The sequence below is a fragment of the Jiangella rhizosphaerae genome (assembly GCF_003579925.1).
Classification (GTDB): Bacteria; Actinomycetota; Actinomycetes; order Jiangellales; family Jiangellaceae; genus Jiangella; species Jiangella rhizosphaerae.
This window is the reverse complement of sequence record NZ_QUAL01000179.1, coordinates 1-22,254: the sequence shown is the minus strand read 5'-3', so window position 1 is coordinate 22,254 and position 22,254 is coordinate 1. Positions and strand designations below refer to the sequence as shown.

The window sequence follows — 22,254 nt, the reverse complement described above, 5'->3', positions numbered from 1 at the left end:
GCGGGTCCGGCCCGCGGCGCCGCCGGTGCCCGCGGAGCTGGTCGAGCAGGCGCGTGCCGGCCGGCCGGCGGTGCCCGGCACCCCGGTGCGCCTGTACGTCGCGCCGGCCAACTTCGCCGGGCAGGGCTGGCTGTGGGCGCGTTCGGCCGAGCGGCACGTGCCCGGCGTCGGCGCCGTCAGCATGGTCGGCATCCCCGGCGGCTTCCGCTTCGCCTCCGACCACCACGTGCCCGAGCAGGTCTACCTGCGCTCGGCGGAGTGGCAGCGCGAGCAGTTCGACTACGTCCGCCAGGGCTTCACGCACGTCCTCATCGAGGCGCAGCGGGCCATGTTCGGCTCGCTGTTCAGCTCCAACGCGTTCACCGAGGCGCGTGTGCTGACGGGCTACGGCCTGCGGGTGGCCACCATCGCGCACGGCCGCGACGTCCGGCTGCCGAGCCTGCACCGCGAGAACTACCGCTGGTCGCCGTACGTGCGCGAAGAGTGGGCCGACGTCGACGTCCTCGAACGGCAGGTCCGCCGCAACCTCGCCGGGCTGGCCTCGCTGGACCTGCCGGCGTTCGTGTCCACGCCCGACCTCCTCGACGACCTCCCCGACGCCCGCTGGTGCCCGGTGGTCATCGACCCCGCGCTGTGGGAGTCGCCCGAGCCGCCGCTCGAGCGGGCCCGCCCGGTGGCGGTGCACGCGCCGACGAACTCCAAGTTCAAGGGGTCCGACCAGGTCGACGAGGCGATGACCGACCTGCACGAGCGGGGGCTGGTCGAGTACCGCCGCATCCAGGGCGTCACGCCCGAGGAGATGCGCGCCATCATCGGCTCGGCCGACCTCGTGCTCGAGCAGTTCCGGCTGGGCAGCTACGGCGTCACCGCGTGCGAGGCGATGGCCGCCGGGCGCGTCGTGCTGGGCCACGTCACCGAGCACAACCGGCAGCGGGTGCGCGACGCCGCCGGCGACGACCTCCCGATCGTCGAGACCACCGTCGAGAACATCCGCGAGGTCGTCCTCGAGCTGCTCGACGACCGCGGCCGCGCGCAGAAGGTCGCCGCGCAGGGCCCCGGCTTCGTACGCCGCCTGCACGACGGCGCCTACTCGGCGAGCGTGCTCTCGTCGTTCCTGACGACGTCCTGACGTCGAAACGCCCTCACCCATCGAGGCTGCGTGTGCATCGCCGCTTGCTGGGGGGCGTCGCTGTTGCCAGGACAACCACGAAGTCACCCACTCAGCGTGGTGATCTCACACAGCTCGCCCTCGACCCCTGCTCACCCGATCGGGGTGCACCTCACCCGTGTCAGGACCGGTTCGAGCACATCTCACCCGCCAGAGCGGCCCCACGGGCGAGTGAGGTGTGCGTACGGCGGGTGAACATCCGTCAGAGCGGCACGAACAGCGCCATGGCGATAGCCCCGCCAACGAGCGACCACGTGCCCATGCGGTCAGGACGCCGCGCCGCCCCGGCCCACCACGATGCGGGTGACGCCGTCCCACGCCGTCGGGTCGGTGACGTTGCGGCCGTCGACCAGCACCTCGATGCCGGGGAGGTCGCGGCTGCCCAGCTTGCGGTACTCGTCGTGGTCGGCCTGCACGACGGCGGCGTCGATGGGCTCGCCGACGGCGTAGGGCCGGAAGCCCAGCCGCTCGAGCTCCGTACCGGAGTAGAACGGGTCGTGCACGCGGACGTCGGCGCCGGCCGCCTTGAGCGCCTCGACCACGGGGTAGACGCCGGAGAACGCGGTCTCCTTGACCCCGCCGCGGTACGAGGCGCCAAGCACGGCGACGCGCACGCCGGTGAGGTCGCCGCCGCGGGCGGCCGCCAGCAGCCCGACGGTGTACTCAGGCATCGCCAGGTTGGCTTCGCGAGCGGCCCGGACCACCGTCGCCTCGGGATCGGTCCACAGATAGAGGCGTGGGTAGACCGGGATGCAATGGCCGCCGACGGCGACCCCGGGGCGGTGCACGTGGCTGTAGGGCTGCGAGTTCGCCGCCTCGATGACCTTGAAGACGTCGATGCCGCGGCTCGCGGCGAACCGGGCGAACTGGTTGGCCAGCCCGATGTTGACGTCGCGGTAGGTGGTCTCGGCCAGCTTGGCCATCTCGGCGGCCTCGGCGCTGCCGAGGTCCCAGACGCCGTTGGGGCGGTCGAGGTCGGGCCGGTCGTCGAAGTCGAGGACGGCCTCGTAGAACGCGGTGGCGGCGGCCGCCCCGGCGTCGGTGAGCGCGCCGACGAGCTTCGGGTAGCGCCGCAGGTCGGCGAAGATGCGCCCGGTGAGCACCCGCTCGGGCGAGAACACCACGTGGAAGTCGGTGCCCTCGGCCAGCCCGGAGCGGGACTCCAGCAGCGGTTTCCAGCGCTCGCGCGTGGTGCCGACCGGCAGCGTCGTCTCGTACGAGACCAGCGTGCCGGGCGTCAGGTGCTCGGCGATGGCGGCCGTCGCGGCGTCCATCGAGCGGAAGTCGGGCTCGTACGTGGCCTCGTCGACGACCAGCGGGACAACGACCACGACGGCGTCGCTGCCCGGCACCGCGTCGCCGAAGTCGGTGGTGGCGCGCAGCCGCCCGTCGGCCACCGCCCGGCCGAGCTGCTCGGCCAGCAGCGCCTCGCCCGGGAACGGCTCTTCGCCGCGGTTGACCTGGTCGACCAGGTCAGGGTTGATGTCCACGCCCACGACATCGTGCCCCTTGCCGGCGAACTGCACGGCCAGGGGCAGACCGATCTTGCCCAGGGCGACCACGGCGATTCTCATGCACTGAACCTCGGAATTGGCGGGGGTGAATGACCGCATGTAGGGTACCCGGGTTCAGAGACACTAGTCCGATCCACCGCGCGGGCGCGAACATTCCGGGACGGGTCGCACGAAGATGAAGGTGCTCAGCGTCGTCGGCGCGCGCCCACAGTTCGTCAAGCTGGCCCCCATGGCCGAGAGCCTGGGCCGGCTCGGAGCCGAGCACGTCATCGTCCACACGGGGCAGCACTACGACGCCAACATGTCCGACGTGTTCTTCGCCGATCTCGAGATCCCCGCGCCCGACGTCTCGCTCGGCATCGGCTCGGGCAGCCAGGGCGTGCAGACCGGCGCCATGCTGGCCGCGCTCGACCCCGTCCTCGCCGAGCAGCGGCCCGACTGGGTGCTCGTCTACGGCGACACCAACTCCACGCTGGCCGGCACGCTGTCCGCGGTGAAGCAGCACCTGCCGGTGGCGCACCTGGAGGCCGGGCTGCGCTCGTTCAACCGGATGATGCCCGAAGAGCACAATCGGGTACTCACCGACCATGCCGCCGACCTCCTGCTGGCGCCGACCCGGGTCGCCATGGACCACCTGGCGTCCGAGGGCCTGGCCGCGCGCTCGGTCCTGGTCGGTGACGTCATGACGGACGTCTGCTTCCGGGTCCGCGACACCGTCGACCCCGCCGCCGCGCCGGTGCCGGCCGGCGTGCCCGACGAGTTCGTCGCGTGCACCGTCCACCGGGCCGAGAACACCGACGACCCCGACCGGCTGGCCGCCGTCCTCGACGCCCTCGCCGCGCTGCCGGTCGCGGTGCTGCTGCTGGCGCATCCGCGGCTGGTCGCGCGGTGCCGTGAGTTCGGCATCCCGCTCGAGCGACCCGGGTCCGCGCTCTTCGTCGGCGAGCCGCTGCCGTACCCTGCCATGGTGGCGACCGTGCTCCGCTCCGCCGGGGTCGTCACCGACTCCGGCGGCCTCCAGAAGGAGGCCTACCTCCTGGCCCGCCCGTGCACCACGATCCGCTCCGAGACGGAGTGGGTCGAGACGCTCGAGGGCGGCTGGAACGTGCTCGCCCCGCAGCTCGACACCCTGTCCGACGCCGTCACCCGGCCCGCCCCCACGGCTGCCCAGGGCACGCCGTACGGCGACGGGAAGGCGGCCGACCGCGCCGCGTCCGAACTCCTCCACGGGACGCCCGCGCCGCAGCGCCCATGACGGCCACCGTCACCGAAGCGCCGCGGGCCACCACGAAGACGGCCGCGCCGTCCGGCTTCCGGCCGGAGATCCAGGGGCTGCGCGCCGTCGCGGTGCTGCTGGTGGTGATCTTCCACCTGTGGCCCGAGGTGCTCTCGGGCGGCTTCGTCGGCGTCGACGTGTTCTTCGTCATCTCCGGCTACCTCATCACCGCGCACATCCACCGCGAGGTCACCACCACCGGGACGTTGTCGCTGCGGCGGTTCTGGGCCCGCCGCATGCGCCGGCTGCTGCCGGCGTCGTTGCTGGTGCTGGCGGTCAGCGCGGCGGCGACGGTGCTGTTCCTGCCGGCCACGCTGTGGGCGATGACGGCGCGGCAGATCGCGGCCAGCGCCGCGTACTTCGAGAACTGGCTGCTGGCCAACGACGCCGTCGACTACATGGCGCAGGACAACGTCCCGACGGTCGCGCAGCACTACTGGTCGCTGTCGGTCGAGGAGCAGTTCTACGCGTTCTGGCCGGTCCTCGTGCTCGGCCTGGCGCTGCTGGCGCGGCGGCTGCCCGGCGGCCGGCGCGACCAGCTCGGGCCGCTGCTGGTCGTGGGCCTGACGATCATCGCCGTGGTGTCGCTGGCATGGTCCATCACGGCCACCGCCGACGACCAGGCCCGCGCCTACTTCGTCACCCCGACGCGCATCTGGGAGTTCGCGGCCGGCGCGCTGCTGGCCATCCTGGCCGTCGACGGCGTCCGGCTCGGCGCCGCGCTGCGGCGGCTGCTGTCCGGAGCCGGGCTGGTGGCCATCCTGGTGGCGGCCGTCCTGTTCGACGAGTCCAGCCTCTTCCCCGGCTGGATAGCGCTGCTGCCGGTGCTCGGCACCGTCGCCGTCATCGCGGCCGGCAGCGACGGCACCCGGCTCACGCCCGGCTGGTTCCTGGCCCGCCGCCCGATGACGTTCGTCGGCGACATCTCCTACTCGGTCTACCTGTGGCACTGGCCGCTGATCATCGTGCTGCCGTTCGTCACGGGCGCCGACCTTCGCACCGCCGACAAGCTCGGCATCCTCGCCGGCACCATCGTGCTGGCCTGGATCAGCAAGATCGCCGTCGAGGACCCGCTGCGCAACCGCAGGTTCCTCTCGGTCATGCCGTCGCGGACCTTCGCGTTCGCCTCGCTCGGCATGCTCGCCGTCATCGCGTCGGCCATCGCCATCGACCACGAGGTGAACGACGCCTCGGCGGGATCGTCGTCCGTGCTGGCCGAATCACTGTCCGGCGCCGAGTCCGCCCCCGACCCCGGCCTGTCGGAACAGACGTTCGCCGCCGCCTGCGTCGGGCCGGCCGCGCTCGACCCCGCCAACGACTGCTCCCCGGTCACCGGCGAGGGCCCGCCCATCGCGCCACCGGAGCTGGTGGTCAAGCAGAACACCGACCCCGACTACCCCGAGTGCCAGCAGTCGTTGCGGCAGGCCACGGTGATCGGCTGCGAGATCGGAGCCACCGAGAACCCCGACCGCGTCGTCGCGCTGGTCGGCGACTCACACGCCACGCATTGGTTCGGCGCGCTGGACTGGCTGGGCCGCGAGCGCAACTGGATGGTCGTCACGTACACGAAGGCGTCCTGCCCGGTCACCGTGGCCCGCCGCGTCCTCCCCGACGAGCAGGGCGGCGAGGCGGCCGACAGCTGCGACACCTGGGTCGAGGGGGTCCGCGAGCGCATCGCCGGCGACGACCGCATCTCCGCGGTGTTCACCTCGGCGTTCTCGTCGGCCTACGAGTTCGAGGCGGGCGGCCGCGACCTGCCGGAGCCGGCGGTCCAGGGCTTCCAGGCCGTCTGGCGGGAGTGGACGGAGTCGGGCAGGGAGGTCTTCGTCCTCAAGGACGTTCCGCCGACCCAGGGCGACAACGTCCCCAACTGCCTGGCCGTGCACGCCGACGACCCGCTGGAGTGCGCCACCAGCGCCGACGACCTCCCCGACGACGCCATCGCGGCGGCCGCCGAGGACGCCGGCGACGGCGTGCACCTGATCGACCTCACCGACCAGTTCTGCGACGACGAGCACTGCTACCCGCTGATCGGCGACGTCATCGTCTATCGCGACTTCAGCCACCTGAGCCGGGAGTACTCTCGCGCCCTGTCGCCGTACATCGCCGCCCAGGTGGACGCCGCCGAGACAGCCACGCGCGGCCGCTGAGGCGCGGCGCGTCCGTCTCGGGCCGGGCGACACAACCCCGCCCACCCAAGTTGATCTTGGAGTTGTTCGGCCATCTATCGGACATTTCACCCCGCAATGGCCGAACTACTCCAAGATCAACTTCGCGGGGTGGGGCCGGGCAGCGCCCCGCGAGGGGTCGGCGCTGCGGCGCGGGCTAGGGCTCGGTGACGGTGACCGTGCGGCCCTCGCTGGCCGACACCAGCACCGCCTCGGCGACGGCGACGGTGGCCAGGCCCTGCTGCATCGTGACGATGTCGGTGGACCGGCCGAGGATGGCGTCGCGGAACGCCTCGTGCTCGACGCGCAGCGGCTCGGGCTTGGCGATGGCGTAGCGGATGACGTCGCCCTCGCTGACCCCGCGGAACTGGGCGAGGTCGTCCCACTGCGTCGGCGTGGAGCCGTTGGCGTGGAACGTGAGGTCGGCGTGCAGGGTGTCGGCGACGAACGCGCCGCGGTCGCCGGTGACGATCGTCACGCGTTCCTTCATCGGCGACAGCCAGTTGACCAGGTGGCTGGTGACCGTGCCGTTGGTGAGTTTGCCGGTGACGGCGACGAGGTCCTCGTGCGCCCGGCCGCTCTTGTAGGCCGTGTGCGCGGACACCGTGCGGTAGGGGTGGCCGACCACCCACGCGGTGAGGTCGATGTCGTGCGTCGCGAGGTCCTTCACCACGCCGACGTCGGCGATGCGGGCCGGGAAGGGGCCCTGCCGGCGGGTGATGATCTGGTAGATCTCGCCGAGCTCGCCCTCGGCCAGCCGCGAGCGCAGGTTCTGCAGCGCCGGGTTGTACCGCTCGATGTGCCCGACCGCGCCGATGAGCCCGGCGCCGTCGAAGGCCTCGGCCAGCTTGCGGGCCCCCAGGGTGTCCTTGGCCAGCGGCTTCTCGATGAGCGCGTGGATGCCCGCGGCGGCCAGCGTGAGGCCGATCTCCTCGTGGTAGGCCGTCGGCGTGGCGACGACGCAGTAGTCGAGGCCGGTCTCGATCATCGCCTCGACGCTCTGGTGCACCGGCAGGCCGCCGGCGACGTTGTGGGGGTCGCCCGCGGGGTCGGCGACGGCGACGAGGTCGACGTCGCTGATGGCCCGCAGCACCCGGGCGTGGTGGCGGCCCATCATGCCCAGGCCGATGAGACCGGCGCGCAGTGCGGCCATCAGGCACCCGCCCCCGCGATCGCGTTGACGGCCGCGACGATGCGGTCGAGCTCCTCCTGCGTCAGCGCCGGGTGCACCGGCAGCGAGACGACCTCGGCGGCGGCCCGCTCGGTCTCGGGGAGGTCCAGCTCGCGCGCGAACGACGGCAGCCGGTGGTTCGGGATCGGGTAGTAGACGCCGCAGCCGACGGCGTACTCCTCGCGCAGCGCCTTGACGAAGCCGTCGCGGTCCTCGGGCACCCGAATGGTGTACTGGTGGTAGACGTGCGTGGCCTGCTCGGCGACCGGCGGCACCACGACGCCGCGGAGGTGGGCGTCGAGGAAGGCGGCGTTCTCCTGCCGCTGCTTCGTCCAGCCGGGCAGCTTCGTCAGCTGCACCCGGCCGATGGCGGCATGCAGGTCGGTCATCCGGTTGTTGAGGCCGACCAGCTCGTTCTCGTACTGGCGCAGCATGCCCTGGTTGCGCAGCAGGCGCAGCCGGCGCTCGAGGTCGGCGTCGGCGACGGCGACCATGCCGCCCTCGCCGGAGGTCATGTTCTTCGTCGGGTAGAGGCTGAACATGGCGAAGTCGCCGAACGTGCCGACCTGGTGGCCCTGCCACGTGGCGGCGTGGGCCTGGGCGGCGTCCTCGAAGACGCGCAGGCCGTGGCGCCGGGCGATGTCGCCGAGGGCCGTCATGTTCGCCGGGTGCCCGTAGAGGTGCACCGGCATGATGCCGGCGGTCCGCTCGGTGACGGCGGCCTCGACGGCGGCGGGGTCGAGGCAGAAGTGGTCGGGCTCGATGTCGGCGAACACCGGGGTGGCGCCGGTCAGCGCGACGGAGTTGGCCGTGGCGGCGAACGTGAACGACGGCACGATGACCTCGTCGCCCGGGCCGATGCCGGCCGCCAGCAGGCCGAGGTGCAGGCCCGACGTGCCGGAGTTGACGGCGACGCAGGCGCGGCCGGCGGTCAGCGCGGCGGAGAACTCCTCCTCGAACGCCGCGACCTCGGGTCCCTGCGCGAGCATGCCGCTGCGCAGGACGCGGTCGACCGCAGCCCGCTCTTCGTCACCGATGAGCGGCTTGGCCGCCGCGATCGGGCTCGCGCTCATGTGTTGATCTCCTCAGCTCCGCGACCGGCCTCCGCAAGCCGGCCATCGCTCTCGACGTACTCGTCACCGGTCCGCGGACAGACCCAGCGGCCGTCGCCGCGGGGCTCCAGCGGGACGCCGGCCCGGCCGACCCACTTGAGCCGCCTTGCGGGGACGCCCGCGACCAAGGCGAAGTCGGGGACGTCCTTGGTCACCACGGAACCGGCGGCCACTGTAGCCCACCGGCCCACCGTGACGGGGGCCACGCACACGGCGCGGGCACCGATGGACGACCCCTCGCGCAGCGTGACGCCGACGGCCTCCCAGTCGGCGCCGGACTTCAGCGAGCCGTCGGGGTTGACCGCCCGCGGGAAGGTGTCGTTGGTCAGCACCGCGGCCGGACCGACGAACACGCCGTCCTCGAGGACCGCGGGCTCGTAGACCAGGGCGTAGTTCTGGATCTTGCAGTTGTCGCCGACGGTCACGCCGGTGCCGACGTAGGCACCGCGGCCGACGACGCAGTTGCGGCCCAGCACCGCGTGCTCGCGGACCTGGGCGAGGTGCCAGACCGAGGAACCGTCGCCGATCTCGGCCCGTTCGTCGACGTCAGCGCTGTCGACGAGCCGTACACTCACAACCCGACCTCCACGACACAGGCGGCCCTTTCCGGCCACCGGGACAGCTTACTTGCCGCTGAGCAGCCAGCGGCCCAGCACCTCGGCCGAGTAGCGGCCGTCGTGCACCTCGGTCACGAACGCGCGACCCGCCTCGCCGCGTTCCCGGAGCCCGGCGCGGTCCGCGGCCAGCCCGGCGACGACGTCGGTGAGGTCGGAGGGGTCGGCCTGCACCACCGGCAGGTCCCGGCCGGTGGCGTCCTTGACGTGCGCGCGGACCTGGTCGCTCACGTACGCGACCACCGGCCGGCTCGCCGCCATCGCCTCGCAGGCGGTGACGCTGTAGGGGCCCAGCACGAACTGCTCGAGGACGACGTCGGCGTCGGCGACCGCCGCCGGCAGCTCGGCGTGCGGCACCCGCTCGAGCCGGCGGTACTCGACCAGCCCGGACCGGACCAACGGCTCCATGGCGGCGTCGACGTGGTGGCTGCCCTTGAACCGGGCGCTCGACGGCACGTGCAGGACGACCAGCTTGTCGCGCTCCGGCGGCGGGGGCGGCGCGGCCCAGCGGTCCGGCTCGACGACGACCGGCAGCCAGGTGGCGCGCGGCACGTCGACCAGCAGGTCGGGCGTCGACACGAACGTCGGCCCCGCGAAGTCGTTGATGATGCCGCCGAGCCGCTGCGCCTGCCGCTCGAGGCGGCCGGCGTAGTCGTCCCACTCGTGGAACGGCGACCAGCGCTCGCGCTCGGCGTGCCGGCTGGGCAGCCGCACCTCCGACCCGTGCGCCAGCAGCGCGACGTCCAGCCCGGCCCGGCGCAGCACGGGTAGCTCCGGCGCGCAGTCCTCGCGGCCGCGCGGGCCAAGGATCGGCCGCATGGCGTCGATGAGGACGTGCGTGAAGTGCTGGGTGACGTACTCCTGCTGCCGCCGCTGCCAGTACGGGTGGGCGTAGACCGGCCGCGGCACCTCGTAGTCGGCCGGGAACCGCAGGTTCTCGCGGATGAGCTGGAACACGACGGCGCCGACGTCGGGCAGGTGCCGCTCGGCGGCCCGGCTCCACGTCCACGCCTGGCCGGCGAAGTTGGCCGGTCCCGCGATCAGCCGCACCGGCGTCTCGGGCGCCGGCGGGAACGGCGGCAGGTCGGGCACCGGGCGGTACCGCGCGGCGAACCTGCGCAGCCGCCGGACGACCCCCTTGACCGGTCGGACGATCCTCGCGTCCCTCATCCGCCGATCCGTCTCCGATGCCGTAGCCTGTGGTCGCCATGAACACGCACCGCGGGCCGCACCTCCTGTACGTCGCGTGGGGCTTCCCGCCGTGTCGTGCCGGAGGAGTCTACCGGGCGCTCGCCACCGTCAACCGGTTCGCCGAGCGTGGCTGGCGGGTCACCGTCCTCACCGCCGAACGCGAGACGTTCGAGCGCTACACCGGCGCCGACCCGTCCCTCGAGGAGCGCATCGACCCGCGCGTCGAGGTGGTCCGCATCCCGTTCGAGTGGCCGGCGATGGAGTCCGACCGCAGCCGCTGGTCGCTGTTCCGCCGGGCGTTCCCGCGGGTGTGGCGCAAGCTGCGGGTGTGGCGCGACCGGCTGCCGTTCCCGGAGGCCGGCTACGGTCCGTGGAAGCGCCGGCTGACCGCCGCGGCCACGCGCATCCACCGCGCCGACCCCGTCGACCTCGTCGTCGCCACGGCCAACCCGAACGTCGTCTTCAGCGCGGCCGGCCACCTGCACCGGCGCTTCGGCGTCCCGTACGTCATGGACTATCGCGACGCCTGGCTGCTCGACGTGTTCTCGGGCGGGCGGCTGCACGGCGAACGCAGCCGGGCGGCGCGGCTGGAGCGGCGGCTGATCGGCGCGGCCACCGAGGCGTGGTTCGTCAACGACCCGATCCGCGACTGGCACCGCCGCCTCTACCCCGGCCGCGCCGACGCCATGCACACCGTCGCCAACGGCTTCGACCCCGACCTCGCGCCCGACCCCGAGCGCGCGCTCACCGGGCCTCCGCCCGGCCGGCCGCTGCGCTTCGGCTACCTGGGCACCGTCACGCCCAAGGTGCCGCTGACGGAGTTCCTGGCCGGCTGGCGGCGGGCCCGCGAGCTCTCCCCCGCCGTCGCATCCGCCACGGCGCACATCCACGGCTACCTCGGCTACTACGCGCAGCCGCGGCCGGAGATGCTCGCGGCCATCGAGGACGCCGCCGGCGACGGCGTCAGCTACGAGGGCCCGGCCGGCAAGGGCGAGGTGGCGAAGGTCTACGCCGGCATCGACGTCCAGCTGCTCATCCTGGCGGCAGGCACGTACGTCACCAGCGGCAAGGTGTTCGAGTACCTCGCCACCGGCCTGCCGATCGTCTCCGTCCACGACCCCGACAACGCCGCCACCGACGTGCTGCGCGGCCACCCGCTGTGGTTCCCCGTCGCCTCGCTCTCGCCGGAGGACGTCGCGGCGGCGCTGGTGGCGGCGGCGTCGGCTGCAGTCGGCGCCACGCCGGAGCAACGCCGGGCCGCCGTCGAGTTCGGCGCCCGCTACCGCCGCGACCTCCAGCTCGATCCGCGCATCGATGCGTTGGCGGCGTCGCTGCAGGCCGGCCGTACGTAGGTTGGACTGCTGCGTTGGGCCCCGTCCCCCTGCTGCCCGATTGTCTTGGCCGCGTGCACGCGCCTCAAGTCCGCGGCCTCTGACTGTTCACTGCTCGTTGTGGGTGGGGGCCTTGGACTTGACCCGCGCGCCCGCGGCTCAGAACGGGCAGCTATCAGGGGGACGGGGGAAGAGCGGCGACGGCGCCAGGCCCCGGGGCCCATTTCGGTGTGAGTGTGCTGTCGTGGATCGTCCACTACGTGAGATCTCGCCGTGATTCGAGAGCCATCACGAGGATTACCCCAGCATCACCACGGCTGTAGGGGTGTTGATGCTCACGAAATCCTCGTGATGTAGGCGATCCTGGATGATCATCGCCATCCAGGGGCCGACAAACGGTGCGAAACGGGCACGTCGACCACGAGTCGTACCCGCTCTGCCCCCGTCCGCCTGATAGCTGCCCGTTCTTGGCCGCGCAACCGCGGGTCAAGTCCAAGCGCCCCAACCGCAGCGAAGCCCCACCACAACGCGCGCGGACTTGAGGCGCGGTTGCGCGGCTGAGACAATCGGGCAGCAGGGGGACGGCCAACGTAGACAACGCTGGCTAACGGCACAACGCGGCAAGTCTCAGCGGGCGAGGTCGGCGACGGCGGTGGCGAGGGTGTCGTACGGGCTGGTCTCCAGATGCGAGTCGGCCCAGGCGATGGCCCGTTTGCGGTAGTCGTCGAGGACGGCGGTGTCGTCGGCCCAGCGGCGGAGCACCTCGGCGGCGTCGGCGGGGTCGTCGACCACGACGCCGGCGCCCGTCAGCTCGACCATCTCGACCTGCCGCGGCAGCCGGGTGGTGAGGAACGGTAGCCCGGTGGCGAGGTACTCGTACAGTTTCGTCGGGATCGCCTCGCGGAAGGCGGGCGTCTCGCGCAGGAACACCAGGCCGGCCCAGGCGCCCTCGGCGCGCTTCCAGGCCTCGGCGGGTGGCAGCCGGCCGGGCAGGTCGACGCGGCCGGCGAGGTCGTCGCGCTGGAGGCGTTCGTGCAGGGCGTCGACGTCGGTGGCGGCGACCGGTCCGATGAGGTCGAGTCGCCAGCCGGGCGCGGCCGCGACGGCGTCGAGCATGTCGAACAGGCCGCGGCTGGCGCGGAGGTCGCCGATGTAGATGGCCCGCGGCGTCGCGTCGCGGGTGCCGGGCGAGGGCAGCAGGCCGAGGTCGGGCATGTTCTCGACGACGAGGCGCCGGCGGGCCTCGCGCGGCGGGATGTGACCGTCGGCGACGACGGTGAGGTCGGCCTTGGCGGCCAGCCGGTTGCTCAGCCGGACGACGCCGGAGGCGACGGCGCCGGCGGCCCCGCGGGCCCAGCTGCGGTCGGACAGCAGCCGCAGGTAGTCCTCGTGGACGTCGACCACCAGCCGGCGGCGGCGTACGCGCGCGGCCAGCGTCGCCATCGGCACGAGGTCGGGGTCGAGCGTGAACATGACCGAGGCGTTGGCCCGCCACGGCAGCGTCAGCGCGCGCCACGCCCGGCTGGCCAGCCCGCCGCGTGCGCGAGTGCGCACCCGCGTTCCGGCCGGTCCCGCGCCGGCGTCGCCCAGGCCGCAGACGTCGACCCGCAGCCCCTGACGGCACAGCGCACCGGTGATCTTGTGCAGCCGCGCGTCGGCGACGTCGTGGCCCGAGGAGAGCACGACGACGTCGGCGCGGCCGCCGCCGGCACCGTCCGACCCGCGCGGTGTCACCTACAGGTCCTCGAGGCTGAAGGCGTCTTCACCGACCTGGAGGAACTTGTTGTAGGCGGCGATGACCTCATCGGGGTTGCCGCGCATCATCAGCTTGCCCTTGTGCATCCACAGGGCGTCGTTGCAGAGGTCCTTGACGCTGCTCATGGCGTGGCTGACGAGGAACATGGTGCGCGCGTTGGTCACCAGGTCCTTCATCTTCGCCGCGGCCTTCTGCTTGAACTTGGCGTCGCCGGCCGACAGCGCCTCGTCGATGAGCAGGATGTCGGGGTCCATGTGCACGGCGACGGAGAACGCCAGCCGCTGGAACATGCCGGACGAGTAGGTGCGCATCGGCATGTCAATGAACTCGCCGAGCTCGGCGAAGTCGGCGATCTCTTCGTAGCGCTCCTGGATCTCCTTGCGCGACAACCCCGCCGCCAGGCCGCCGAGTACGACGTTCTCGCGACCGGACAACTGGGCGTTGAAGCCGACGCCGAGCGCCAGCAGCGTGCTGACCCGGCCGTTCACCTGGATGCGGCCCTTGGTGGGCGGCAGGATGCCGGCGATCATGCGCATCAGCGTGGACTTGCCGGCCCCGTTGGCGCCGATGATGCCGATGGCGTTGCCGTGGGGGACGTCGAACGAGACGTCCTGGACGGCCTCGACCTCCTTGACGGCGCGCTCGCCGCGGCCGAACCGCACGATGGCCGTCTTGAACGTCGGAACCCGCTCGAAGGTGGTCCGGTACGTCAGCGAGACGTTCTGGACCTGGACGGCGTTGCCGGCGGACCCGGTCGTGGTCACGGCGTTCATCTCAGAGACGGACGACAAACTCGCGCTCCCTCGACATGAAGAACAGGCTTCCCAACACGGCCGCCACGACGGCCCAGACGGCCCCGCCGATCCACAGCGACAGGTCGGGGATCTGGCCCCGCACCAGCAGATCGGTCCAGCCGCCCAGCAGCGAGTAGAGCGGGTTGAAGATCATCAGGCTCTCGAACCGCTCCGGAGCGTCCTCAGGGAACCACAGGACGGGCGACAGGTACAGCCACATGCGCACGAAGTACGGCAGGAAGCTGGAGGTGTCGCGGAAGTACACCTGCAGAGTCGCGAAGATCATCGCCATGCCGGCGCCGAACACGGTCAGCAACAGCAGGAACACCGGCGCCAGCAGCATCTCCCAGCTCAGCGGCTGCCCGAAGCCGAGGTGGATCGGGAAGTAGACGATGAGCGTGGGGATGAACCGGAAGAACGCCGTGCGCACGGCCGACAACGGCAGCAGCAGCCGCGGGAACGACATGTTGAGCAGCAGCTTGCCGCCGGCCACGACGCTGGACGCGCCGGTGGTCAGCGCGCCGGAGAAGTAGTAGAACGCGAACAACCCGGCGCACAGGTGCACGAAGCGCTCCGCCGCGTCGGCGTCGTCCCCGCTGCGCAGGATGGTGATCAGCACGTAGTAGACGCAGGCCAGCAGCAGCGGGTTGATCACCAGCCAGATCTGGCCGAAGAACGTGTTGGTGTTGGCGGCGCGGATGTTGGACCGCGACATCTCCGCGGCGAACTGCCTGCGGTGCCACAGGGTGCGGATGTACGGCCCGAGCCGGGGCAGCCCCGCCCGGTGCGGCTCGTACACGTGCACCGACGAAGTGAAATCCTCGTCGACGCGAGTGGCGTTCATCGAAGGCTTGCCTTTCTACCGCGGCCGGGCGCTGGACCGAGTGGATCCGTACCGGATCGGGTCAAGGGTAGACGACACACAGACGAAATATCGCACCCCTGGTCGAGACGCGACGATGTCGGCCATCTCACGCCGCCTCCAGGTCCGCGTACGCGCCGACGAGCACACGGGAGTCGTGTTCCCAGGACAGTTCAGAACGGGACTTGCGCACCGCCTGGACGTGTCCAGTGTAGTCGGCGGCCACCGCCTCCACGGCCGTGGCCAGCGACGATGCGTCGCCCGGCTGGTACAGGCGGCCCAGACCGTAACGCAGGACCACCGCGTGGAGTTCCGGCAGGTTCGCCGCCACGACGGGGACGCCCGCGCGCACCGCGTGGAAGAGCTTGTTCGGCAGCGCGAGGCGGTGGTTCTCACAGGTATCGGTGAGGGTGACGACCGCCACACCGACCTCCTGGTACAGCCGGTCGACGTCGGCCAGCGACATCGGCGGCAGCACCTCGACGCCGGTGGTGTCGAGGCGGTAGCCGGGGTCGGCCGGGCCGGCGACGACGGTGCGCAGCGAGGGTAGCCGGGCGGCGGCGCCGACGACGGCCTCGAGGTCGCGGCCGGGTCCGATGCGCCCGGCGTAGGCGAAGCCCGCGGGCGCATCCGGCAGGTCCGGCGGCTCGTGCTCGGCCAGCGGGAAGGTGTTGCGAAGGACGCGGACGTCGCGCAGGCCGCGGGAGCGCAGCCGGGCGGCGATCCCCTCGCTCACGGTCAGCACCACCTGCGCCTGCCCGGCGAGCCGGGTCTCGGTGCGCCGGCCGCGCCGCCGCGCCAGCGGGGTCGGGCGGCCGGGCAGCCCGCGGTCGAACCAGAGCTCGTGGCTGTCGTAGACCAGCCGGGCCGACCACTGCCGCGCCAGGTCCGCGCCGAGCGCGAGCGTGTTGTAGTCGTGCGCGTGCACGACGTCGTGGGCGGGCCGCCCGGCCAGCAGCCGGGCGGCGTCGTCGCGCCAGCGCCGTTCGGTGCGCTCGCGGTGCTCCGGCAGCAGCAGCCAGCGCCCGGCGCGCCGTACCGCGGCCTTGAGGCCCGACGACGACGCCAGCGCGACGCCGCGCGGGGTGCCGGGCGGGCGCATGCCGCGGGACCGGCTGACCGACTCGGCGGTGATGCCGTCGCCGGGGTCGAAGCCGTCGGGGACGTCGCGCCCGACGATGTGCACCGAGTGCCCCTCGGCCGTCAGCGCGGCGGCCTCGCGGAGCACGCGCGAGTCGCCGGCGACCGGGGACTGCACGAGCATCAGGACCTTCACGTCGCCGGTCCCCCCGCTGGCGTGGGGTCCTGCTCGGCGGCCCGGCGAGAACGGGCGGCCTCGCGGGAGCCCACAAGGAAGCCGGCGCCCCAGGTCAGGTGCATCGTCGCGAGGACGGGCGGCAGCCAGGCGCGCGCCCGGGCGGGCAGTCCGCGGCCGAACAGCGCGGCGGCGCCGGTCACCCCGACGGCGTACCCGGCCGGCGCCAGCCACCCGAGCAGCAGCCACGACGGCCCCACGAGGCCGGCCAGCCCGGCCACCGTCCCCACGGCGACGGCGACCGTCACGGCCGGCGCGGCGAGGTACCGGACGTTCGCCGTGTCGGGGTAGCGGCGGACCACCTCGCGGCGCCACTGGCCGGTCTTGAGGAACTGCCGGGCCAGCGCGCGCAGGGTGGGACGCGGCCGGTAGCTGACGACGAGGTCGGGCGTGAACCAGACGGTCTCGCCGGCCGCCCGGATGCGGTAGTTGAGCTCCCAGTCCTGGGCCCGCACGAAGTGCTCGTCGAAGCCGCCCAGGCGGTCGAGCACCTCGCGCCGGAACACCCCCAGGTAGACGGTGTCGGCCGGGCCCGCGTGCCCGCCGAGGTGAAACTTCGCCCCGCCCAGCCCGAACGGCGACGTGTAGGCCCAGGCGACGGCCCGCTCGAAGTCGGTCTGCCCCTCCGCGTTCATGATGCCGCCGACATTGGCCGCGCCGGTGCGCTCCAGCTCGGCGACGGCGGTGCGGATGTAGTGGTCGGACAGCACGCCGTGGCCGTCGACCCGCACGACGATGCCGTGCCGGGCCGCGCCCAGCGCGGCGTTGAGCCCGGCCGGCGTGCGACCGGCCGGGTTCGCGACCAGCCGGATGCGGGGGTCGGCGGCGGCCAGCTCGCGGGCGATCTCGTCGGTGCGGTCGCGCGACGGGCCGAGCGCCAGCACCAGCTCGAGCTCGCCCGGGTACTCCTGCGCGAGCACACCCGACACGGCCTCGGCCAGGTGCCGCTCCTCGTCGAGCACGGGCATGATGACCGAGACGGCCGGCCACACGCGCTCGTCTGGCGTGGCCGGCCGGTCGGTACGGAGGGGATCGGCGGCGTTCATGTCGGCAGGCACCTTACCCGGTGCCCGGTTCGGCGCACCTGATGATCCACCGCCCGGCCCCCGCGGGCTACTCACTCGTAGGAGCAGACCGACGACATCTCGACCGGCGCCGCCTCGTCCGTCTCCTCCTCGTCGGGTGCGTCGGAGGGCCGGTCGGCCTTCTCGTCCGGCTCGTCGCCCGCATCCTCCGTGGGCTCGTCGGACGGCTCCTCGGACGCGCTCTCCTCGGACGCGCTCTCCTCGGGCGCGCTCTCCTCGGATGTGCTCTCCTCGGACGCGGACTCCGACGGCGCCGGCTTCGCATCGCCGGACAGCAGCGCGTCGACCTCGTCGTGCATGAGCCCGATGTCCGGATCGGCGGGGACGATGAGCGGCGGCACGAACTGCAGCGAGGTGATCTCCGCGTCCTTCGCCTTCAGCGCGAGGTCGACGAGGTTGGCGAGGTCCTGCTGCGGGATGTCCGTCGTGATGACCGACTTCGAGGCGTCAGCCAGCTCGATGAAGTTCGACAGCACGGTCTGCGGGTCGGCCTGGTTGACCAGTGCGCCGATGACGCAGCGCTGCCGGGCCATGCGGGCGTAGTCGGACGACCCCTCGCGCGACCGGGCGTACCAGAGGGCGTGGTAGCCGTCGAGCTCCTGCAGGCCGGGCTCGAGGACGCGGCCCTTGTCGCCGATCGGCAGCTCCTCGTTGACGCGCAGGGTGATGCCGCCGATGGCGTCGATGATGTCGCGGAACCCCTGCAGGTCGACCGCGACGTAGTAGTGCACCGGGACGCCGAGGGTGCCCTCGACGGCCTGCTTGACGGCGGTCGGGCCGGGACCGGACGGGCCCTCGAACAGCTCCGGATGCTCCGCGCCGAACGTCCACGTCGCGTTGAGCATGTAGTCGGACTCGTCGCCGTCGCCGGAGAAGCCGCGCGGGAACTCCTCGTCGGCGGGGCTGCCGTCGGGGAACCGGGCGTTCTCGAGGTTGCGCGGCAGGCTGATCATCGCCGGCTCGCCGGTGCGGACGTCGACGGAGACCAGGTTGATGCTGTCGGGGCGGACGCCGACGCGGCCGTCGCCGGCGTCGACGCCGAGCAGCAGGATGTTGAGCCGTCCGTCGCTGGCCGCCGCGACCTCGCCGGACGGGAACATCTCGACGACGGCGTCGTGCGCGGCGGTCGCGTACCGCGCGGCGACGACGAACGGCGTCGACACCATCGCGGCCAGCGCGAGCGTCGCGCCGATCATGATCAGCCGGTGCTTCTGGTTCAGGCCCGGCGGGTGGCCGAGCCGCCACGCGTCCAGCAGCAGCACGACCCACGCGGCCGCGATGCCGAACGCGAGCAGCTTGAACGTCGTGAGCAACCATGGCCGGACGGCGAGCCCGGCGAGATCCTGCATCGGCACCAGCCAGAGCACCAGGAGCAGCACTCCGACGAGGCCGCCGTAGACGCCGAGCGCGATCTTGCCGGTCTTCTTGTGGCCGGCGATCAACTGCGCGCTGCCGGGAGCGACGACGGACAGGGCGACCAACGTCACCGAACGGCGGAACCGCGCCGCCTCGGCCCGCCGGGCGCGGAGCGCGGCGATCGCTTCGCGACGGGCTCGCACCCGCCGTGGATCCGGCGGCCGTGCCGCAGTCGTCATGCACTTCCCCCAATGACCGGACGTGCCGGCGGGTCCCCGTGTGCCCGCCGCTTCGTCAGTATCACCACAGCCTCGGCCGAATTCACGGGCGGCACGCCGAGCGCATGAGCCTCTTCTGTCACATGAGTCACATGACTAGGGCGAACCGGGACGTACCCGCCCCTTCTGTGCCATTGGAGGAAAGTCCGGCCCGATCCGTGGGCCGGTCGCGCGTGGGTCCGCCGGAGGCGTCGCCACCACCTCGGCCCCGACGAAGCGGGCGAGCGACGGGTGAGGGCGACGGCGTCAGACCTCGGCGTGGCCCTGCTCGCGGGAGCGCAGGATCGCCTCGCGGCGCGCGAGCCGGTGCGTCCGCCGGATCTCCGCCTCGGCGAACCGGCGGCGGTCCTCGTCGGTCTCCGGCAGCACCGGCGGCACCTCGCGCGGCTTCCCGTCCGGCCCGAGCGCGACGAACACCAGGTAGGCCGCGGCCACCGGCGTCGGCGGCTTGACCTCGTTCCACGGCTCCGCGACCACCCGCACGCCGACCTCCATCGACGTCCGGCCGGTCCAGTTCACCCGCGCGTGCGCGTGCACGAGGTTGCCGACGTGCACCGGCTCGAGGAACGTCATCTCGTCCATCGACGCCGTGACGGCCGGGCCGCCGGCGTGCCGCTGCGCCACCGCGCCGGCGACGTCGTCGACCAGCTTCATGATGACGCCACCGTGCACCGTGCCGAGCAGGTTGGTGTCGAGCGCGGTCATGATGCGCGACAGGCTGGTCTGCGCGGCCGACGTCGGCCGACCCTCGGGGCTCATGCCGTCAGGGTAAGGCGAGCGGCTTGACCGGTCCGAACCCGGCGCCGTACCGTCGTCGCCGTGACGCACGGCCAGGCCATGATGCGAATGCTGCACTCCATGTGCGGCCGTTCGATGCTGGCCTGACGCGTCCACCGTCAGCTCACCGGGCTCCCGCACTGTGCGGGGGCCCTTTTTTCGTGCCCGCATCCGGCCCCGAGGGGAACCATGTATCCGCCGATCACCTATCTCACCGACTGTTCGGACACCAACGCGCAGGCGCGGCTGACCACCCGCATGGCGGCGCTGTTCGGGCGGTCGCCGGTGGTGCTGCCGCTCGACGGCCCGGCGCCGCTGGAGTCCGCGGGGCTGACGCTGCTCGACGTGCTGCTGTCGACGCGGTTGCTCGGTGAGGACGGGTTCGCGACGGTGACGCTGGTGAACGTGGCGCCCCGGGACGGCCGCTGGCCCAACGGCGCGCCGTTCGGCTGGTTCCGGTACGGCCGGCACACGGTGTTCACGACGTACGACCCGGTGCTGCTCGACCCCGTCCGACGTCATCTCGGCGTCACGTCGGTCTCGGTGACGGACGCGCCGGCGGTGCTGACGGCGGCCGAGTGGGCCGCCATCGACGAGGCCGACGCCGCCGGCCTCGCCACCACCCAGTTCCGCAGTCTCTGGTACCTGCCGCTGCTGGCGAAGTGGGTGCTCGACGACCGCCCGGTGCCGTTCTCGCCGGTGGAGCTGCCCGCACCGGAGCGGCCGGACGGCGTCCGCGTCGCCCTGGTCGACAACTTCGGCAACTGCAAACTGACCCGCACCGCCGCTGACCTGGGCCTACAGGCGGGTGACCGGGTCGCCGTCGGATCGTCGAAGGTGCGCTACCACGAGCGGCTCTCCGACGTGCCCGTCGGCACGGCGGCGCTGGTCACCGGGAGCTCCGGGCCGGGCTTCCTGGAGCTGGTCGTCAACGGCGGCTCGGCGGCGGCCGAGTTCGGTCTGCGCGCCGGCGACGACGTCACTCTCCAGGGCTGACACGCGAGATCCGCAGGTTACAGCGGCGTCCGGCGACGGTATGGTCGAGCGTGATGCGACCAGACGGCGAGGCAGGCATGGCGGCGTACGGGGCGGACGGCGGCGAACGGGGGACCGAGGTCAAGGTCACCACCTACCAGGCCGGCCACGTCCCAGGCGTGTCCTATCGCGGCGGCGTGGCCCACAGCCCGCGCGAGGACGAGCCCGTCCCCGCGCCGGCGCAGGCCGTGGCCGCGCCGGGCGGCACCAGTGTGATGCCCGCCGACCCCTACGGCCGGTCCGAGACCGACGGCGCCGGCGCACCGCCCGTGCCGCCGCCCACCCGCCGTCGCCGCGACGACGCCGAGCCGCCGCCGGGCCGCCCGAAGAAGAAGCGGCGCTCCGGCTTCGGCCGCTTCCTCCGCTGGTTCCTGTCGTTCTGGCTGATCGTCATCGTCGCGCTCGGCGTGCTCGTCTGGTACGTGTGGGGCCGCATCGAGAAGGTCGACGCCATCCCGTCCGACCACGGCTCCGCCGTCTCCGACGGGCGGGTGTTCCTGCTGGTCGGCTCCGACAGCCGCGAGGACCTCTCGGCCGAGGAGCAGAGCGAGCTGGGCACCGGCAGCGTCGAGGGCCAGCGCACCGACACCATCATGCTGCTGCACGTGCCCGGCGGCGGCGCCCGCAACGCGCTCATCAGCATCCCGCGCGACTCCGTCGTCGACATCCCCGGCCACGGCGAGAACCGCATCAACGCCGCGTTCGCCTTCGGCGGCGCGCCACTGCTGGTCGAGACGATCGAGGCGGCCACCGGCGTCGCCATCGACGACTACGTCCAGATCGGCTTCGGCGGCTTCGCCGGCATCGTCGACGCCCTCGGCGGCGTCGAGATCTGCCTCGACGAGCCGGTCCAGGACGAGCAGGCGCACATCGACCTCCCGGCCGGCTGCCAGACGCTGCAGGGTCCCGACGCGCTGGGCTACGCCCGCGCCCGGCACTTCGACCCGACGTCCGACATCGGCCGCGTCCAGCGGCAGCGCGAGCTGATCTCGGCCATCGCCGACAAGGCGCTCTCCCCCGGCACGCTGGTCAACCCGATCGAGCTGACCCGCACGGCGTTGGCCGGCGGCGATGCCCTGGTGCTCGACGAAGACACCGGGCCGATGGACATGTTCGCGTTCGTCCGCGCCATCGGCGCGGTCTCGGGCGGCTCGGGCGACACCATCACCGTCCCACTGGGCGACGTCGGCAACACCGTCACGTGGCATCCCGATCTCGCACCGGAGCTCTGGGCGGCGCTGCAATCCGGAAGCGCCGTCCCGGAATCGGTGCTCGACGCCCAGCCGTAGGCGCGCTGCCCGGCGCGGACGAATGCGGTCCCGCCCGCCCTGGTGCTGGCGAGTGGGACCCCGCCCGGCTGGGAGGGATCCCCACCCTACGGGCGGGCACCGACACCCGCCGCCGAAGCTGCGCGGCGCCGCGGTCGCCCGCGGCGGCGCGGGTCGCCCACG

General features: G+C 72.8%; 18 protein-coding genes. 6 read left to right on the top strand and 12 right to left on the bottom strand.

Features of this window, described 5'->3' with window-relative positions; translation table 11 throughout:
* Positions 1-1,129: glycosyltransferase (locus DY240_RS32120; RefSeq protein WP_199701795.1), on the top strand; the 1,129-nt coding region annotated here is incomplete at its 5' end.
* A 305-nt stretch (positions 1,130-1,434) separates the two neighbouring features.
* Here the strand turns inward: DY240_RS32120 and DY240_RS19285 are convergent.
* Positions 1,435-2,742, bottom strand: a complete 1,308-nt coding sequence (locus tag DY240_RS19285; protein ID WP_119661470.1) for a nucleotide sugar dehydrogenase — start codon at positions 2,740-2,742, stop codon at positions 1,435-1,437.
* A 115-nt stretch (positions 2,743-2,857) separates the two neighbouring features.
* On the opposite strand from DY240_RS19285, the gene wecB reads away from it, so the two are divergent.
* Both wecB and DY240_RS19275 read left to right on the top strand, forming a co-directional pair.
* Entirely contained in the window at positions 2,858-3,937 is a 1,080-nt protein-coding gene (wecB, locus tag DY240_RS19280; protein ID WP_119661469.1) for a non-hydrolyzing UDP-N-acetylglucosamine 2-epimerase, read from the top strand.
* On the top strand, positions 3,934-6,108 hold the full coding sequence (locus DY240_RS19275; RefSeq protein ID WP_119661468.1) for an acyltransferase family protein: 2,175 nt from the start codon (positions 3,934-3,936) through the stop codon (positions 6,106-6,108). Before wecB ends, DY240_RS19275 begins: the two co-directional genes overlap by 4 nt.
* Before the next feature lie 175 nt (positions 6,109-6,283).
* Here the strand turns inward: DY240_RS19275 and DY240_RS19270 are convergent, their stop codons facing one another.
* Genes DY240_RS19270 through DY240_RS19255 form a run of 4 tightly spaced genes read right to left on the bottom strand, consistent with a single transcriptional unit; the run spans position 6,284 to position 10,193 of the window.
* Positions 6,284-7,279, bottom strand: a complete 996-nt coding sequence (locus tag DY240_RS19270; RefSeq protein ID WP_119661467.1) for a Gfo/Idh/MocA family protein — start codon at positions 7,277-7,279, stop codon at positions 6,284-6,286.
* Positions 7,279-8,370 (bottom strand): DegT/DnrJ/EryC1/StrS family aminotransferase, encoded by a 1,092-nt coding sequence (locus tag DY240_RS19265; RefSeq protein WP_119661466.1) that lies wholly within the window; start codon positions 8,368-8,370, stop codon positions 7,279-7,281. Before DY240_RS19265 ends, DY240_RS19270 begins: the two co-directional genes overlap by 1 nt.
* Positions 8,367-8,984, bottom strand: coding sequence for an acyltransferase (locus DY240_RS19260; RefSeq protein WP_119661465.1), 618 nt, complete (start codon positions 8,982-8,984; stop codon positions 8,367-8,369). The genes DY240_RS19265 and DY240_RS19260 overlap by 4 nt, the downstream gene beginning before the upstream one ends.
* A gap of 48 nt (positions 8,985-9,032) precedes the next feature.
* A complete protein-coding gene (locus DY240_RS19255; RefSeq protein ID WP_119661464.1) occupies positions 9,033-10,193 on the bottom strand; it encodes a glycosyltransferase family protein in 1,161 nt (386 codons plus the stop codon).
* Positions 10,194-10,231: 38 nt separating this feature from the next.
* Here DY240_RS19255 and DY240_RS19250 point away from each other — a divergent pair, with 38 nt between their 5' ends.
* Positions 10,232-11,566, top strand: a complete 1,335-nt coding sequence (locus DY240_RS19250; protein WP_119661472.1) for a glycosyltransferase family protein — start codon at positions 10,232-10,234, stop codon at positions 11,564-11,566.
* 606 nt (positions 11,567-12,172) lie between these two features.
* Here the strand turns inward: DY240_RS19250 and DY240_RS19245 are convergent.
* The 7 genes from DY240_RS19245 to DY240_RS19215 form a co-directional block, all read right to left on the bottom strand.
* Positions 12,173-13,279, bottom strand: a complete 1,107-nt coding sequence (locus DY240_RS19245) for a glycosyltransferase (protein ID WP_119661463.1) — start codon at positions 13,277-13,279, stop codon at positions 12,173-12,175.
* Positions 13,280-14,074 (bottom strand): ABC transporter ATP-binding protein, encoded by a 795-nt coding sequence (locus DY240_RS19240; RefSeq protein ID WP_119661462.1) that lies wholly within the window; start codon positions 14,072-14,074, stop codon positions 13,280-13,282.
* Between the two features lies 1 nt (position 14,075).
* Complete coding sequence (locus tag DY240_RS19235; protein ID WP_119661461.1) at positions 14,076-14,939, bottom strand: ABC transporter permease; 864 nt, start codon at positions 14,937-14,939, stop codon at positions 14,076-14,078.
* Positions 14,940-15,066: 127 nt separating this feature from the next.
* Positions 15,067-16,221: a glycosyltransferase gene (locus DY240_RS19230; RefSeq protein ID WP_199701791.1), complete on the bottom strand. Its 1,155-nt coding sequence runs from the start codon at positions 16,219-16,221 to the stop codon at positions 15,067-15,069.
* An 8-nt stretch (positions 16,222-16,229) separates the two neighbouring features.
* Positions 16,230-17,318, bottom strand: coding sequence for a glycosyltransferase family 2 protein (locus DY240_RS19225; protein WP_119661459.1), 1,089 nt, complete (start codon positions 17,316-17,318; stop codon positions 16,230-16,232).
* 71 nt (positions 17,319-17,389) lie between these two features.
* Positions 17,390-18,916 (bottom strand): LCP family protein, encoded by a 1,527-nt coding sequence (locus tag DY240_RS19220; RefSeq protein ID WP_233552796.1) that lies wholly within the window; start codon positions 18,914-18,916, stop codon positions 17,390-17,392.
* Positions 18,917-19,237: 321 nt separating this feature from the next.
* Positions 19,238-19,750, bottom strand: coding sequence for an acyl-CoA thioesterase (locus DY240_RS19215; RefSeq protein ID WP_119661457.1), 513 nt, complete (start codon positions 19,748-19,750; stop codon positions 19,238-19,240).
* 207 nt (positions 19,751-19,957) lie between these two features.
* On the opposite strand from DY240_RS19215, the gene DY240_RS19210 reads away from it, so the two are divergent.
* Together DY240_RS19210 and DY240_RS19205 are read left to right on the top strand one after the other, a co-directional pair.
* Positions 19,958-20,764: an SAM hydroxide adenosyltransferase gene (locus tag DY240_RS19210; protein ID WP_119661456.1), complete on the top strand. Its 807-nt coding sequence runs from the start codon at positions 19,958-19,960 to the stop codon at positions 20,762-20,764.
* Positions 20,765-20,817: 53 nt separating this feature from the next.
* Positions 20,818-22,092 (top strand): LCP family protein, encoded by a 1,275-nt coding sequence (locus DY240_RS19205; RefSeq protein ID WP_147375407.1) that lies wholly within the window; start codon positions 20,818-20,820, stop codon positions 22,090-22,092.
* Positions 22,093-22,254: the final 162 nt, after the last annotated feature.